The organism is Haloarcula sp. 1CSR25-25 (assembly GCF_032027985.1).
Taxonomy (GTDB): Archaea; Halobacteriota; Halobacteria; order Halobacteriales; family Haloarculaceae; genus Haloarcula.
In genome coordinates this window covers 1-16,802 of record NZ_JAHYBW010000005.1, presented here as the reverse complement: position 1 = coordinate 16,802, position 16,802 = coordinate 1, and the positions used below count along the sequence as shown (strand labels likewise).

General features: G+C 53.9%; 11 protein-coding genes and 1 pseudogene. 7 read left to right on the top strand and 5 right to left on the bottom strand.

Translation table 11 applies throughout. The features are described 5' to 3' along the window. Window positions 1-31 precede the first annotated feature (31 nt). Both KZ498_RS14615 and KZ498_RS14610 read left to right on the top strand, forming a co-directional pair. Window positions 32-427: a hypothetical protein gene (locus KZ498_RS14615; RefSeq protein ID WP_312619740.1), complete on the top strand. Its 396-nt coding sequence runs from the start codon at window positions 32-34 to the stop codon at window positions 425-427. 82 nt (window positions 428-509) lie between these two features. Further along, on the top strand, window positions 510-1,082 hold the full coding sequence (locus tag KZ498_RS14610) for a hypothetical protein (RefSeq protein ID WP_312619739.1): 573 nt from the start codon (window positions 510-512) through the stop codon (window positions 1,080-1,082). 41 nt (window positions 1,083-1,123) lie between these two features. Here the strand turns inward: KZ498_RS14610 and KZ498_RS14605 are convergent, their stop codons facing one another. The 4 genes from KZ498_RS14605 to KZ498_RS14590 form a co-directional block, all read right to left on the bottom strand. Next, on the bottom strand, window positions 1,124-3,013 hold the full coding sequence (locus KZ498_RS14605) for a DUF2075 domain-containing protein (protein ID WP_312619738.1): 1,890 nt from the start codon (window positions 3,011-3,013) through the stop codon (window positions 1,124-1,126). Window positions 3,014-3,018: 5 nt separating this feature from the next. Beyond that, on the bottom strand, window positions 3,019-3,366 hold the full coding sequence (locus tag KZ498_RS14600) for a nucleotide pyrophosphohydrolase (protein WP_312619736.1): 348 nt from the start codon (window positions 3,364-3,366) through the stop codon (window positions 3,019-3,021). Window positions 3,367-3,864: 498 nt separating this feature from the next. After that, a complete protein-coding gene (locus KZ498_RS14595) occupies window positions 3,865-6,747 on the bottom strand; it encodes a DEAD/DEAH box helicase family protein (RefSeq protein WP_312619735.1) in 2,883 nt (960 codons plus the stop codon). A 3-nt stretch (window positions 6,748-6,750) separates the two neighbouring features. After that, on the bottom strand, window positions 6,751-7,635 hold the full coding sequence (locus KZ498_RS14590) for a hypothetical protein (protein ID WP_312619733.1): 885 nt from the start codon (window positions 7,633-7,635) through the stop codon (window positions 6,751-6,753). Window positions 7,636-7,820: 185 nt separating this feature from the next. Here KZ498_RS14590 and KZ498_RS14585 point away from each other — a divergent pair, with 185 nt between their 5' ends. Beyond that, complete coding sequence (locus KZ498_RS14585; protein ID WP_312619732.1) at window positions 7,821-9,599, top strand: SNF2-related protein; 1,779 nt, start codon at window positions 7,821-7,823, stop codon at window positions 9,597-9,599. A gap of 2,309 nt (window positions 9,600-11,908) precedes the next feature. Here KZ498_RS14585 and KZ498_RS14580 read toward each other — a convergent pair. Continuing rightward, window positions 11,909-12,358, bottom strand: coding sequence for a hypothetical protein (locus tag KZ498_RS14580; RefSeq protein WP_312619730.1), 450 nt, complete (start codon window positions 12,356-12,358; stop codon window positions 11,909-11,911). An 854-nt stretch (window positions 12,359-13,212) separates the two neighbouring features. Between KZ498_RS14580 and KZ498_RS14575 the strand changes: the two genes are divergently transcribed. From KZ498_RS14575 to KZ498_RS14560, 4 genes and pseudogenes are all read left to right on the top strand, one after another. Further along, window positions 13,213-14,490 carry a hypothetical protein gene (locus tag KZ498_RS14575; protein ID WP_312619729.1) on the top strand — a complete coding sequence of 426 codons (1,278 nt, stop codon included), beginning with the start codon at window positions 13,213-13,215 and terminating at the stop codon, window positions 14,488-14,490. After that, complete coding sequence (locus KZ498_RS14570; RefSeq protein ID WP_312619728.1) at window positions 14,487-15,383, top strand: hypothetical protein; 897 nt, start codon at window positions 14,487-14,489, stop codon at window positions 15,381-15,383. The genes KZ498_RS14575 and KZ498_RS14570 overlap by 4 nt, the downstream gene beginning before the upstream one ends. 147 nt (window positions 15,384-15,530) lie before the next feature. Next, window positions 15,531-16,058 (top strand): hypothetical protein, encoded by a 528-nt coding sequence (locus tag KZ498_RS14565; RefSeq protein WP_312619727.1) that lies wholly within the window; start codon window positions 15,531-15,533, stop codon window positions 16,056-16,058. Window positions 16,059-16,220: 162 nt separating this feature from the next. After that, a pseudogene (locus KZ498_RS14560) lies at window positions 16,221-16,802 on the top strand (hypothetical protein); the annotation flags it as partial.

Sequence of the window (16,802 nt, the reverse complement as noted above, 5' to 3'; positions counted from 1 at the left end):
ATGGCCCGTCCCGAGCGGGCCAGGTTCAGCAATGAGTCTGGAAGTACTTGATCGTCATAGTGAAGCACTGTTCGAGTTCCTCTGGTGTCCAGTCTGTGGACACGAGGTCTTCAGCCCCATCCCGTTTGAGGGGGTGTTCTGCAAGAACTGTAACACGCAGGTCATCCTCCAAGAGTCCCAAGAGACACGGGGCTACGAAGAGGCCATCCTCGCTTGCTTCGACACCGACACAACCTGGAACTTTCATATCGACGAGAAGTTCCGTCGTGATCTGCCCGATGGATTGGCACGGGTGAAGATCTTCGGCACGCGGGACGGCTACGAGATTGACTGGTGGAGCCCGAAGCCGGACGGGGAGTGGGAGCCGGTCGAACGTGGCGAGTTCGATGACGTCGAGGAGCCAGAAGAGGTGTCGCATCTAGCGTAGGAGGGTTCTATCCCGCAGCGACTACGTGTGGTGTTTTTTGCGCCGGCGATAGGTGCCGGCGCACACGCGCCGGAGAGTATCGATGTCGACACGTAGCCAACTCCGATTCGTCCAACGAGTCGAACAGGCCGACAAAACAGAAGGTAACGTCGAACGAGTCGCGCAGGTGTACCGGCATTCGGACGGCTACCCGGAGAGCGTGCTTCGGGATCTCGTTCAACTGAAGGAACTCCTCGATGCGACCCGCGCCGAGCGCGGACCAGGATACACGGCGGCAACATTCGTGTTCCTCGGCAAACTCTCGACGATGAGACTGTATCTGGATGGCAAGCCAGAGCGAACGATTGACGCAGCCCAGCCAGTGGACCTCCTCGATCCAGCCAAGATGGTGCATCTTGACCAGCCACTGTTCCTGCTGGGCCACGGCGTCGAGAATCCAGCAGACGGCATCCACGGTGACGAGGAGTATATCTACGTCGTCGAACTACCGACAGAGAACCCAATCGACAAGCCTGCTGAGTGGACCGTCAAGGTGAGCGGCCACTCCGCATTCCCCCGGTGGGACGGGCCGACCGACGAGGCCTTCGAGCGGGCAAATTGGCAGTTAGAAGGCTCCCTGGAAGACGCATATTCGGAACTGGCTGAGTCAGCCTGAGAAGGAGACCATTCGGATAATACTGAGGTCGAACCGGAACATCACTCCGACCCAGTACTGACAGCTCTGATTCGAGTCCGCAGATACTCCTGTAACTGGTCGTCACAGCAGTACAGGTAACACCCCTTCATCCCGCGTGTCATGAGCGTGCGGTACGTGTTCTTGATCAGTTCTTCGGCTAAATCGGCTGCTCGCTCAGGTTCTTCGTCGAACATCTTTTTGATGCCGAACAGCGACCGATCGCTACTTGCGCGGGCCTCGTGGTCGACTACGATTTCTCCGTCCCTGTACTTGAGATCTTCGCCGATGATGACGCCCATATAGTCGAACTCCAGTCCCTGGCAGGTGTGGATACAGCCAACTTCGTCAATCGACCCCTCCGCGATGGCCCAGGGCTCGCTCACGTCGAGGTTCCAGCTGCGCTCGTAGTCGCCGATTGTGATATCGACGGCGTCGGGATCGCTTCGGCCCTCTTTGTCCCACTCCCAGCAGTAGCCAGCCACGACCCGCGAGAGACGGGTCTCCTCGTTGCGCTGTGCAATCGCCTTGTGGAGGGTCTCCGGATCGTCGAACAGGCGCAGGTCGAAGTCGAGTTCAAACCCGTCGGCGTTAGCCGTCTCACGGATCTCGAGGACGTCGTCGACCCACGCGAGATACCCCTTCGAACCGTTACAGCGGAATTGTGATTCGAGGGTCATGTGCTCGATTTCGGCGTCCATATTCCGGGCGTGTCGCTCAATCTCCTCCTTCGACCCTATGTCGTCGATGTGGACGCGCTGACTCTCGTCGATGAAGAACACACTGCAGGTTGCAGCGTTGATGATCTCCATGATCTGGTTCTCTCCACGCCCGAAGAAGGTCGACTCCTCGTTCAGCCGGTGGGCTTCGTCGGCAATCAGTGCCGGGAACGTATCGGCCTCGGTCTCAACGTAACTACCGGCGCCAGTGAACAGATGCTCGATCTCCTTGACCAGCTTGTCTCCCCGGAGCTTCTCCTTGTAGACTTCGCGCGGGGCGCGGTTTTTCGAGACGTACTGGGCAAATAGGTCGTTGCTGATGAGTTCGGCCAAGATGTTGATCGCGACCACCGTCTTGCCAGTGCCAGGCCCACCCTCAACGAGGAGTACGCGTTTCTGGCCGTCCTGCTGAGAGCGCTGTGCCAGTTCGACGGCGCGCTCGAAGACCACTTTCTGGGAGTCGATCAGCGTGAACTCGTCTTGATCTTCGAGCATCCCCAGTAAGGTGTCTTGGAGCGATTTGGCTGGCTTGATTTCCCCATCGTTCATTTCGTAGAGGTGGGCCTTGTCGTCGCCAATCCGAATCTGGGATTCGAGGAAGGATCGCAGTTTCTTGGCGTCACCCCGTAAATACAGCGGCGCCTGTTCGGTGTAGGGGTCGTACTGGTCGTTGTCGAGGCGGTTCCGGTACTGTGGCTCGAAGTTGTGCAAATAGGCGACCGGCGACAACTCGATGGGTTTCTCCTGGATCGTGGTGTTGAAATCCCGGAGCAACTGGGCGTACGAGGTTGCTTGGTAACTGGGATGTGTCGTCTCCCGAAGGCCACCTCCAAGCGGTGTCTTGACGATGCCGTCTTTCCCTTCGACTGCTTCGGTCTCTGGGCCGCTCCACTGTTTCAGCTCGATGACGACGACCTTGGCCGTGTCGTCCTCGTCGTAGCCGGAGATCAGAAAGTCGATCCGCCGTGACGTCAGTGGAATTTTGAACTCGATGGCTACGCCAGCATCTGGTGGCACATCGCTCCCACTGAGTACCTTGAACACATACTGGAAAGAGTTCTTCCAAGAGCGGACTTCACTGGTGCTCCCCATTCCCAGCCCCTGAGATTCGTAGCCACGTTTGATCTCTGGAACGAGTTGATCCTCAAGGACGTCGTCGAGAAATCCAGCCTTGGTATTTTCGTAGACGAGCATCGACGTTATTCGTCGTGCTTTTTATTCCGTCCCTTATATTCGTCTTCCGGATATTGGGCTCTATTCTTCTCTAACTTGTTTTCCAGCGCCGTTTCGAGATCGATGTCGTACAGATCCGCGAATCGGAGGAGAAAAAACAGCACATCAGCCATCTCATCCTCGATTATTTCACGACTACGGGGCTCGTCTATAAGTGCGATCTGTTCCTGTTTGTTCTTGAACCGGAACCGTTCGAGAAGTTCACTGGATTCCGTGGTGATCCCGATTGCGAGTTCCTTGGGTGTGTGATACTGCCCCCACTCGCGTCGATCACAGAATTCCCTAATCTCTGCATTCAATTCGTCGAGCTGCATACATGATGGTTCAGTCGCGACGCGTATAGAAGGTCTGGCTTGCGGAGAACTCTTATTGGTCTCACTTCAATTCCCCTTTGAAAATACCGAGATAAATATGCTCGGACGATCGCACCCCGACATCAACCCGTGGTTTAGGCGTCTGTGAACTCGGCGAGTGAATAATTCGTACTGTCAGTGTTCCATTTACCGATCTGGATGAGATCGAACGTCTCGAGGGGGGTATCTAGTTCGTCAGTGACTTGTGTCCGAACCGTACCAGAGAGACTGTCGGCCTGGACCGCAGTGAGCGTGTGCTGAGCGAGGGAGTAACATAATGCCCTTTGAGCATAATCAGGCTCAAATATATTCTCTATGGGCATTAAATTTGTGATGGGTAGGTGCTCCGGTCCGTTTCAGTTACACCTCACGCATCCCGTCAGTTCAACTCTGCACTTTAACACACCCACAATCTACGCCAAAAGAGCGTCACGCCATTCTATTGAAGAGAATTCACGTCTATTCGCCCATCTCATCGAGGGTAATATCTGATTTGTCCGTTAAGCTGCCACCGGAATCTTGTATATAATCGATCTCAGTGGGATCCTTGACGACGCCGACGAAGACGAGTGAGTCACCGAGATAGGTCACTGCATGGTTTGCTTCGTTGACCGTCACGCTCCCGCCACCTTTCTCAGCATGGATGAACGAAGCGATGTCTCGGTAGCTTTCTGACTGAATAAATTTCCTACCGTCCTGTGTTCTGGTGAACGGACGGCCCTCGGCATCAACACTGAACTCGAATCCCTCGCTTGGGCCCGAGTACGGATCGCCTTGTCCTAACTCATCGGGATCTGGAATCGTTTTGCTGGTCGGTGGGTCCGGTATTTCATTCTCGGTTGCAGGTCTGAGATGGCCAGTAATCGCATCTTCTTCGGTTTCCCATGTGAGATGGCGAACCTCTGCCTGTGAGAATTCTTCCCGCCAGTCGTATCGCTCGAAGATGTTCGCATCGACGGTATCTCGTGCATACAGAACAAACAGCTCCGCTTGTTTGTCTGGATCCTCGCCGGTCCGAAGGATACGACCCAGCGTTTGGATACGCTGTCTTATACTCCCTGAAGAGACACGAACGATACCCACGTCTGCTGATGGGACATCGACGCCTTCGATCAACGCCTTGACGCTCAGCATTACGTTTGCAAACCCCTCGTCGCTGAACCATTCGATGGCGAAATCATTCCAGGCTTTGTTCCGATGTCCGGAGTGGTACATCACTGGACGGTAACTCGCCGTGAAGAACAGTTCTTCCAATTTCTCGTCGATTCGTTCCAGTGCCGGGTAGCGTTCGTAGAGGTGCGCACGGTCAACATCTGTATCGGTGATTTCGCCAGTCCGTGCATCACGGCCCCGAGTTTCTTTCGGGGCAACCATCCGCTCCAACTGCTCGATTCGCTCTTGGAAAACAATCGCTTTCTGCTCGTTGTCCACGCTTTCTTCAAGCAGTTCCAGTGTTACGGCTTGCCGAGCGACGGCGTCAGCCACCAATTCTCGCCGCTCCTGTGTGTATTTGAAATAATCCGAGATCGCTGGCGTCGCCTTGTCAGCGCTGTTCCGAATAATTTGCAGTTTCCGTGAAAAGCTTCCATTGAGTTCGTATAACCGGTTCTGGTACTGCCGTTCAATATCCGTGACGGCGTCAACCACCGCGTCGGTTAGGCGCTGGTATGCCATTTGTTCGGCATCGGTGAGGTCAAACCCGATGTAATTAATCCGGAAGTCCGGAATGAGGCCACGACGTTGGCCTTCATCGTACGACAGTTCGTAGTAGATATCGCCGAGGTTGGCAACCAGCATCTCGTCTTCAGGACTCCGTTCGTCAGCGGTGGGGTCAGACAGTGGGGTTGCAGAAAGACCCAAGCTGGCGGTTCTATAACAGTCAAACACTTCAGAGAATGTGTCGCCGGTGTAGCGGTGACATTCGTCGGCAATGAGCAGATGATCACGCACATCGGCATTTCGAAGCGTCTGTGACAGTGCCCCATCTTTGACCGCCGAATTAACGATCGAGACAAGGACCCGATATTCACCCTCAAATCCGTCCTTATGCCCGTCGCCAAGCCAGCCGATGCCGTCAGCCGGGACACCGAGTGTTTCGACGAGTTCTTCGAGCCATTGATGCATGAGCACCTTCGTCGGAACAATAACTGTCACCACGCCATCTGGGTGGTCGGCGAGCCACTGACGTATGACTTCAAGCGCCATCACCGTTTTCCCAGCACCGGTTACCACCTGTGCGATACCGCGCTCCGTATCCGTCTCTTCGCCAGTGAACCATTTTGTAGCGGCTTCTTTTTGCCAGTCGTACAGTTCGAAGGCTTCAGGAAACGTGTACGGTTGCCGATCTGGGACCATCGCTTCAAGAGTCGCTCGTGAAAACCCGCTACCAGCGTTCGCCTTCGCTCGCATTGCCGCAACTTCCGTGTCTGCATCGGCGATCTGTTCCAACATTGCTGTCGACAGACCAGCGAGATCTTGCGGGGTGAATGAATCGAACTCTGCACAGATTGTCTCTCGGAGTTTTCGACGATGCCGCCGTTGCTTGATGTACGTTTTTGACCGTTGGAGTCGCGGTTCCGACGAATCCGTCAGCACCGACTCGTCGAGATAATCACGTCTAGCTGTATCGAGGAGTTGCCGATGTTGGCCATGCCCGCCGGATTCACGGTACATATAGTACTTTGCGAGGTCACGTTTCACTCTCTCCGAGGGCGGTGTTGTGTTCGGGCCTTCCCGTTTGAGCCACTGCTCGAACTGCCACAGAATATCGGCGTTACGGAACCGTTCACTGAATTTCTCAGGACTTGTCGTTTCATACCCATCCTCACCGTTACGCAATGCACCCATGCTCTCTAACAGTAGTGGGTACCCGCGTATTCCCTCCTCATTGAATTCGTATCCGTACTTTTCCCCGAGACGTGTTCGGATTGTGCCCCTACGTACTGGCTCACTTGCCTGTTTGACGACGTGGTGAATATTATACAACCCCTCGATTCCCTCCGGGAAGGACCCTTCAAGCGCCCATGATTGCTTGACGGCGTACCAGAGGAATGTCTCAAACTCAAGTTCGCCCGATCTCCAGTCGTGGGCGAACTCGTAAACTGTGACTCCATCTTGTGTTTGCCGAAGGACACCCAACTGGATATACGTTGAAACGATGCGGCGAAGATACTGCTCAGAATATTTTTCTCCGTCTGGTTTCAGTAACCGTAAGCGAGCGCGACGAACGAATTCCGTCTTTTCTATTGGTTCAATTGAGGCGGTAGCAATGTCGATAAAGCACCGTGCTCTGTCTGCAGTCTCTTCAACACCGAACAGCGGTGGTGGGAAGCGTCGCCCCATCGATTACCAATCAACCGGGTCATCGTCGGGGATATCAGTATCGTGCTCATTACCCGGATCTGATTCGATTTCTGAACCACTCACAGTGTGGTTGTCGACATCTGTCTGTGATGTTTCACCGAGCGAATCAAGCCAACTATCGACCCCGCCACTTTCTTGCTCGAAGGGGTCGGTCAACGATGGGGGATCATCAATAGAGAATGGCGTATCATCGACCTGCCCGGCGTAAATTGGGAGCTTTTGGACGCCTCCACGGTCACGTCGAAGCGCAATGAGGTTCTTCACCACACGCGGGAGCGAATCGAATTCCGTTTTAGTTTGTGACGGGAGTTTGTCTAAATCCACAAGTGTCAGAATATCGTTCCATGGAGTGACACGCAATGAACCGCCCTGTGGCTTGTACCGCGACAGTGTTGTCACTAACTCCTGTGAAAGCGATTCTTGGACTGGATGTCGCTTGTGCGTCTGTGGGTTGTCCCACCAAATTCGCTCGACGCCTGGTCCGAATGAGTATTTCGCACCATCATACACGCTTGGCCAGAAGTCACCGGGTTCCAAGTCGTCAGGCTGTACTGGTACACTGAAATCTGGGTCCTCTGGTGGGATTAACTCGCCCTTGAGGTCAAAGGATCCGATCCAGTAAGTTTCGTATTCGTCGCCCTCTTCGGCCCGTGTGAGTACATCGTTCCCTTCAGTAATCCGAATACGGCCACCGAGGCGTTTGAGTTCTAGTAGTGACTCGACGAGGTCTTCAGGTGCAGGCTCCAGGTACAGTCGGTCAGTTCCTTGGTAGGCTTGCCACCAGACATCACCGTCCGGGTTCGTCCGCAGTCGATAGCCACGATAATGTTCAGTCCATCTGTCGCCGGATTCATGTCTTGATGTCATCGGTAGCTGGTGACGGTCAGAGGGACCGTTTCATGATGTATTCACAGCCCGAAATATATGTCTGACGACCAAATTGAAAAGAAGTAGACTATTTGATAGTATTTTCTGGTATTGCTACGTGTGATTATCATTACCTGAAAAGGCAACGTGGAGTTTATCATCTGCGTACCAGATTGTACGAGTAGATGTCACAAGAGGTTTCGAAATCCGGGATTGGGCCGGAGCTATCATATTCTATCGATGAACCCTCTACTGCAGTAGAGGCACTCTCAACGGACACTTCGAACGTGACGAGCCACCTCCTCAATGTGCAGGCCCGGGAGTTCGAAATCGCACAAGGGCAACAGGAGTTACTCTCTGTTGAGGAGATTAAAGACCGGATCAAACTGCTAGACCACCAACTTCAGGCCGCCCACCGTGCCTTGTTCAAAATGAGCGGTGGAGCTCTGTTCGCCGATGAAGTTGGACTCGGGAAGACGATAGAGGTCGGTATGGTTCTCAAGGAGATGGATTTCCGGGACACTCGAGACAGTTTTCTCATCCTGACCCCAGCCCAATTGGCCCCACAATGGCAGAAAGAACTTGAAGAGAAGTTCGGACTAGACTTCGTTTGTAATTACGATGAGAATTTCTGCGGATTTGATGCGCATGATAAGATAATCGCTAGTGTCGACACCGCCAAATCGAAAACCAACAGAGACGACGTTCTCTCACGCCGATGGGATGTTGCTGTTCTTGACGAGGCTCACTATGTTCGCAACGACGACACGATGCGATACGAACTTATGGACGAACTTAGCTACGGAGAGGCGTTCTTTGCGACCGCGACACCGATTCAAAACGACATCTCTGACCTCTACAACATTATTGATCTCATCCGCCCCGGGATGCTCGGAACCAGACAACAGTTCGACAACCGGTATGTTGTCGATAGTGATGATGCTCAAATCAAACGTAGCGAGGAACTGCAGGAGAAACTCAATCGTGTGATGATTCGGAACCGTCGTGAAGAGACAAAAATCGACTTTACGAACCGAAACGTCCATACGAACGTATTTGAGCCTTCAGCAGCCGAGACAGAGCTGTACGATGCGGTCACGGACTATGTCCGATCGAACTACTCTAGTGACGATGCTCGGCACCTAGTGTTGTTCACTCTGCAGAAAGAAGTCGTGTCAAGCCCGTACGCGGTCGACAAAACGATTGACCGGTGGCTGGCTGACAAAGAAAAGATTCTCTCAAAGGGAGAACGGAGCGCGTTGAGCGATATTCAGTCGATTATCGAGGATATCGATCGGACGACCAAGCAGGAACGGCTCCAGAATGTCATCGAAACGATTCAGGACCAAATCGGGACCACTAGGGCAATTGTGTTCACGCAGTTCCGTCCAACACAGGACGCGATCGCGGAGAGTATCCGAGGGTTAAATCTGCCAGTCCATATTGTCAACGGAGACCTCTCCAGCAAGGGGAAAGAACGGAAAGTGGCGCAGTTCAAAGATGAGGGCGGCATTATGGTTGCCACTGATTCGATCAGTGAGGGCCGGAACATGCAGTTCTGCAATGTCTTAGTGAACTATGACTTGCCGTGGAATCCGATGAAAGTCGAGCAGCGCATCGGGCGCGTCGACCGTATCGGGCAAGACCGCGAGGTCCACGTCTTCAATATGGCCTTGGAGGGCACGATTGAGGAACACGTCTTGAACAAACTGTTCGGGAAGATCGATCTGTTCAATCAATCCATCGGCGGACTCCGAGATATCCTCTCCCGCATGGAAAAGTCTGGATCCGACTTCGAACGGGAAGTCTTCGAACAGTTACGCCACGCCGATTCAAAAGTCGAACTCGAAAATAACTTCGAGGATATGGCAGTTGACCTGGAAGAAAATACCGAAGCCGCAGAGAAAATGAACGATTTCAACCGCGGCGTGTTTGACGGCTTTGAGTTCGGTGAGAGCGCATGAGCGTTGATGACGTTAGCACACTCAATCGCTTGGAGCTGCGTCGATTCACTGCGACAACGATTGAAGCATACGGCGGCGACGTCAACCGACGCAACGCGGATTCTTGGCATGTCAGACTACCAGGCCCACTTAGTAATCTCGCAGAATCTCGTGAAGTCGCCGTGGTGTTTGACCCGAAAGACCAGCAACCTGGTCGTGATGAGATTCTCGTCCAACCTGGCTCCCTCGCGTTCAACCAATTACTCGAATTAGTAAAACAAGAAATCTCAGTCGGACAGTTGTATCTCACGGCTGCCGATATGCAGGTCACCCTTCCTGACGTGCTCGATGTCTCCGAAACGACAGCAAGGATTGATGAATTCACTCCAGAACAGACAGCCGACGCCGTCGCGTTTCATTTTCTGGTCGAGATGGAGAGTGTTTCGTCGTTTCATCGGGAGCGATTTGAGACCGTCACGCTAGACCTGGGAAACGGGAGTCCTCAACCCGCCATTACCGAGCGATTACTGGCTCACACCAGCACGCTCGGCTGGTCCCACGAGACAAGCGATATCAACCCGTCAGGCGACACAATCGAACAGCGATACACGACGGCTGTCGAGGAGATTGAACGACGAATCGAAGACGATGCGGCCGAGTTACTTGATGAGGCCACCGAAGCTGCATCAACTCGAGCAGAAGAAATCAGTGACTTGTACGACCAGCGACGGGAAGAACTTGCAGACGAACTGCACGGTGGCGCGCTCCGAAAACGACGAAAATCATTCGATAAACGCGAAGGCGACGAGATAGAGGACATGGTTGACCGGCATGATGTCACGGTGAACATTTCCCTCGTCGGGATGACGCTACTTTCCCACGATGTCGGCAGTCTCACACTTTCAATCGATGACGGTGAACGGTCTGGTACTGCGGTGGCTCGTTATGCACCTGCAACAGGGGAAACGCTTCAATTCGGGTGCGCAACGTGCGAGACATCATTTGACCAAGAAACCCGGCCGCAAGTGTGCGAGTGTGGTAGCGTTATCTGTGCTGGCTGTCTAAACATCTGTCAAGAGTGTAGTGCAACCGGTTGTCCAAATTGTGATACACCAGTTGCGGCCTGTGAGTTGTGTGGCCGCGTCGAATGTCACCAGTGTGGATCGGTCTGCGAAGAGTGCGGCCGAGCAGTGTGCACCAGCCATACCGATACATGTGCTGTGACCGAGAATTCAACGTGTTTGGCTTGCGGTGAAGAATGTACCAGTTGCGGGACATTCCATGCTGACTCGCAACTCCATAGGTGCCGCGTTGACGGTGATCTGTATTGCGATGCTGATTCTGGCGTCTGCGATGAGTGTACAGGCACGCTTTGTGACGATCATCTTGAGTCCTGTACCGCGTGTGGGGTTGGCGTTTGTCCTGACGACCGAGTGACCTGTGAGACGTGCGGTGAGACGCGCTGTCACGACGATGCCGTCGCCTGTGACGGATGCAGCGGGTATCACTGCGCTGAGTCAATTGAACAATGCGAGATCTGTAGGAACAAATTCGGGAGCGCTCATCTCTCTACATGCGCCTCCTGTGACCGCAGTGTGTGTGCAACTGACTCCGAGAACTGTCGTACCTGTGGAGACACGATTTGTACAGACCATGCTATTGACTGCGCCGGTTGCAGTGATGCGCTGTGTGCCACGCATAGCAACGAGTGTGAGATTTGTGCCGATTCATTCGGAGCGCGACACTTAGACGCGTGTACGACCTGTGACCGTACCGTCTGCGAGTCCGATTCTACCGTATGTGGCACTTGTGGAGAGACCCTCTGCAGCGACCATACTATCGACTGTACCGGTTGCAGCGACAAACTCTGTGAGGCCCATAGCAACGAGTGTGACATTTGTGCAGATCCCTTCGGGACACAGCACCTGACAGCGTGTGAGACGTGCGGCCTCGAAATCTGTGGAACGGACCGCGGGGAGTGCGGTGTCTGCGATGACATCGTCTGTACTGACGACTCCAGAACCTGCACGGAGTGTAACGATATCACCTGCCCAACACACACGAATTCTTGTGACCTGTGTGCTGAACCGTTCTGTACTGACCATCTCGAAGCGTGCACCGCTTGCGGCGACGATATCTGTGAGACTGATCGGATAGAATGTGATGTCTGTGACGCTGTTACCTGTGATGTGCACGCAGAGACGTGTGAAACGTGTGAAAAAGACCTGTGCCCGGAACACAGCGACACGTGCGCTACGTGTGGGGACGTTCTCTGCCCGGCAGACCGATCCCGGTGTACAGACCACGACGCCGTGCTCTGCAATATCCACTCAGATACGTGTACACAATGCGAGGAAACCTACTGTGTCGACCTCGTTACTGACTGCGCGTACTGTGATGGCGTCGTTTGCCGCCACCACCAAGACACGTGTACTCATACCGATGAGACGGTGTGCGCCGAGCACAACCGATTCTGTGCAGTCTGTAAAGAGGCGTTTTGCCCGGCACACTCTGCCACCGCCGATGATACCGACGAAGTCCGTTGTCTGGACCATGCAGCAGAGTGCGCTGATTGTGGCACTAAATTCACTCCTGAACATCTGGAAGCCTGCAATCGGTGCGGCGAACACGTCTGTCAGGATGACCGTGCGGACTGTGCTACCTGCGACAAAGTACTCTGCCAGACCGATCAAACCACGTGTACTGTCGACGAGCAACCACACTGTGATTCCCACATCATTGCCTGTGATACGTGCGGTGAGAGCGTCTGCGAGGCCCACGTCCAAACCTGTGCACACTGCGGCGATCTGTTATGCGAGGACGACGCGACGATGTGTACCACGTGTGAAGAACCACATTGCGCCACCCACACTGAGGGGTGTCTCGGTTGTCATCAACCACATTGCGTCACTCACTCAGCTACATGCACAGAATGTGACTTCACGTTCTGCACGGACCATCTAGAGGAATGTCACAACTGCGGGGATCTCGTCTGTCGCACTGACCGAGAGACCTGCGAATCCTGCGGTGAGACGGCGTGCCTCTCAGACAGTGCAGACTGTATCCACTGTAAAGAGAGTTTCTGTGCCGACCATCACTCCCGTTGTGGCACCTGCAACAACCCAATCTGCGCCGCAGATAGTACTGAATGCGTTGACGACGAGGACCGACACTGCCACGAACACATCGCGTCGTGCAGTGTCTGTCAAGACGAGACTGACCTCGACCAGCCCCGGTGCCAGAATCACCTACAAACGTGCGTCATTGACGAGGCGAACCTGTGCTCCGAACACGCTCACACCGACCCGGTTCTACAGAAAGCGGTGTGTACAGAGCACCAAACGACGTGTACCACGTGCCGACAATCCGTTGCCACGACTGCTGTGGATAACGGGGAATGTCGCACCTGTCACGAGTTAGCTGAAAACGAATCACTCCAGCCGAAAGTCGAGGACACACTCCCGGATTCACTCAGCTTCCGCTCAATGCTCATCAGTACCAACCCGGCATTCGTTGTAGTCTACGGGAAGCGACTCGTACGGTCGAACGAGATTGTTGTGCTCGAACGCGACTCCGGTGATATAATCGAACAGTATCGAACGGGGCTACTTGCCCGGCTCTCCGGAGGGCGACTATGAGCGATAGCGAACAATCCTTCTCCTGGTATGACCCGGGCAACATCCGTGCGACCGTCGAAAACGGGTTAGCGAACGATATATCGACGAGCCGTATTGCTGAATATCTTGCACAACGCGAGTTCGATGACGTCCCGTTGTCTCGTGTCGAACACATCATTCAGACTATCCCTGTCTCCCAAGACACGTCAGCAGCGACGGTTCAGCTCTCACAACCCGAAGCCACGGACGCAGAACCGCGTGAGCCCGTAACGAACCAACTCGCCGTCGACGACCTAGAGTATGTTTCGAACCGCGAAGCTGCTCGACTCATTGGGCTTGCACTCGAACAGTTCGACGGGAATACGGTACGCCCGCCCGGGGCCACGCAGGTAGAAACAGATCTTGTCTGGCACCGACAGCAGATGACCGTCGCGTTGCGCATCGTCTCAACCCCATCAGGGACTGTTGATACCAACCACATCGACGCCTTACTTGACGGACCGGTCGTTCCAGACGATATCAGCAGTCCCTCTGAACTGGCTATCGTCACGAATCGGGCATTCACCGACGAGGCCCTCGATTCCGCCGATGAACACGACATCCACTGTTTCGATGCCGGGCATGTCGAAGAATGGTTCCGCCGGGCCAGAATCCCAATGGTTGTCGTCGGCACACTACTCGAAGACGGTGAATCCCACGATGGGCCGCTCACTGACCTCGTCGAACTCCCATCAATCCCAGACCCGAGGAAGACCATCAATCCTCTCGAAATCAATCGAGCATTCGATATCGACTCTCTCACAACACCTGTTGAGGGAGATACCCCACCCTCGACAGTTGAGCGGACAGAGACAAACAGGGGTAAGCAGGGAACCGGCTTGGACCGCTCAACCGCCAGAGATGATCCACTCCGCGGCACCCAACCCACTGCCGGCGAAACCGGGACACTGTACGCGGATCCCAGTGAAGACGGCGACTTTGAAGCGTTTGACCGATTTGTTGATGACATCAAGGATGGAAAGCAGGAGTCAAAGCCATCCGATGATGAGGGCACAGGGACTGTAAACAAGGCGTCGGACGATACGGATGAGAAATTAATCACATATGATGAGACTGACCGGAAAGAGCTAGTGTTTGACCTCTTAGAAGCGAAACAAGATGCGGATGAAATGATGTCCTGGAAAGATGTTCGAACTCATGGTTCGTATCCGGTAGAATATTATCAGAAAGAGTTCGGCTCGCTGGCTAATGCTCTGGATGCAGTGAATAGTGGCCATACAGGAGATTCTCAATGACGGCAACACTCAAAGAGGAGTCGACGAGCGTACCAGTAGAAAATCAAAAATCAATCACACTGGAACCATGGAAACCATGGCCGTCTGCGTATCGCGGGTCGAAGTACAGTCTCGTCTCCGATGACGACTTTGACGACGCCGTCCTCAAATGGGAACAACGCGATCTTGCGATTTACACAGAGCCACCAGACGGGTTACATCGCGCACTCGCTCTCATCGGGAAAACCGGCGGGTACGGGAGTTTCCGAGTCACTGCTGACAACGAAGTCTTGACGAAGGTCAAAGCCGACGAGTACAAGCACATCGATGAAGCCCCCCTCGACAAGGGATGGATTCCGGTATACGTTGGGAAACTCTCAGGCACACTCGAATTCGACGAGGTAGACTTAGACCCACCGAAACCACGGAAATATAGTATCAAAGTGTGGAAGGGATTTCCGTTCCATCATGGGGAACGTTGGAGCGTCAGCCATGATGAGACGTTGTTCTGGAAATGGAAAGACTACCGGTTCGAATCAGCCTTTGACCATCCAGAACTCGTCAGTAAATATCAAAAGTATCGCGGAACAGCCGGTCGATTATACATCACAGAGAATGCTCACGTCTGGGTGAACGTCCCGAAAGATGACATCGCACCAGCGAAACAATCCGCCGTCCGACGTGCCATCAAACAGTGGAAACAAACAGCCGAGCAGGAAGACGATACAGCCACTTTGCGACTCGTCAACCGACGGCTCGTTGCCACAAGCGGAGACGACGACCCGTCTACTGGCCACTTCCCAATTCACCTCGGGCAGCTAAGCAATTTCGACAACGGAGTCATCCCTCGACCCGTCGTCGACGAACCAAGCTACTTCCAAGCCGTTTGCGAATACGAGCATGTGTGGGAGTAGTCCTGCTAATATGATGGTGATGAATAGAATCTGCGTAGGTCGAAACGCCGCTCATGCGCAGCAAATGCTGAATGTCGGCGAACTCTCACTCCATATTGCCCTTCGGTCTCAGAAGCCGTCGCGATACTGTTAGGCGTTGAGGAATCGATGATGACAGGAAGATTTTCTGATATTTTGGACGTCACCACACAGACACTCCGGAATAACGATGAGGAAGAAGTAGACGGCGAGCCACAGGAAACCGCTGAGGAGATTGATGACATCGCAGACAAAGAGGCGGATAATTGGGAACCCAAGGGGGTCACCTCTGAGAAAGCAGATGACGGCCGGGGGTCCTCAGGAGCGAAGGAAGCGAATAGTACCAGCGAAGAGAGTACGACGAGTACCTCGACGGCCAGCGATACCAGATCACACCAGACCAGTGGCCACCAGTATCCGTACTTCGTGCGTCGGAGTAACGTCGGGGACGAACGAGACAATCGCCTCAACTTCTTCGCTCGTCATAAAGTCGTCTCGCGAGAAGCGGAGTTTCGGAGCCAGATTGCTTCGGAGCTCAAGACAGACGACATCGCAAAGACAGACGCCCGTGAGTATGCACTTCTCGCAGCGTTCGAGAACGTAGAGGACGTTGCAGAACTCATGAGGGGAGATGGATCCCGAGAACACTATAAATAGTGACAGACGTGCCGAATTACACTCGAAACAGGGTGTGTCTCACCTCGTTCCTACCGGCCACTGTAACTTTCAGTAACAGAACTAAAATAAATACACTTGTCTATCAGTCTCACCCTGAACTGGTCACAACAATAATATGGATGTAATATCAGGGATTGGTTGATGGACGAAGCTACTGTCCTGGATGCTGTCATCCGGTATTTCAACAGCAAGGGAGCAGTCCTGTTCGTTGATCCAGGATCTGACGAATCATACGACAAGGTCCGGACAACTGTCTGCGAACGCCCCAACTGTGGACTCAACGACTCAATCACGATCGCCAGTCGCACGCCTGATCTCGTCGGCATCCTCGGGCGAAACGAACTCATCGCTGTTGAGGCCAAAGGCGACAAGCATCTTCGTAAAGGAATCGGGCAAGCCACCGATTATCGGCGGGGCGTGCATAAATCGTACTTGGCGGCTGAGGCATCAGCACTTACTGCCTTCGACGATGCAGCCCATGCAGCCGGCGTCGGTACGATTCCTGTTGGTGAGAATGGAGTCATCAGTTCCCAAGTCAGAGCACCGAGTCCTCAGATTGCTGGCACTGAAATCGATTCAACACGTCGAGCTCTTGCAGTGAACTACCCTACCCTACTCGCTCACGGCTTGCGCCGTTCGCTCCTTGAGGGTAGGGCTTCCTGCTTCCACGACGCGCTTTGCAGATACGGGTGTATCCACAGGGAGCGCAGTCTCCACAGGCGT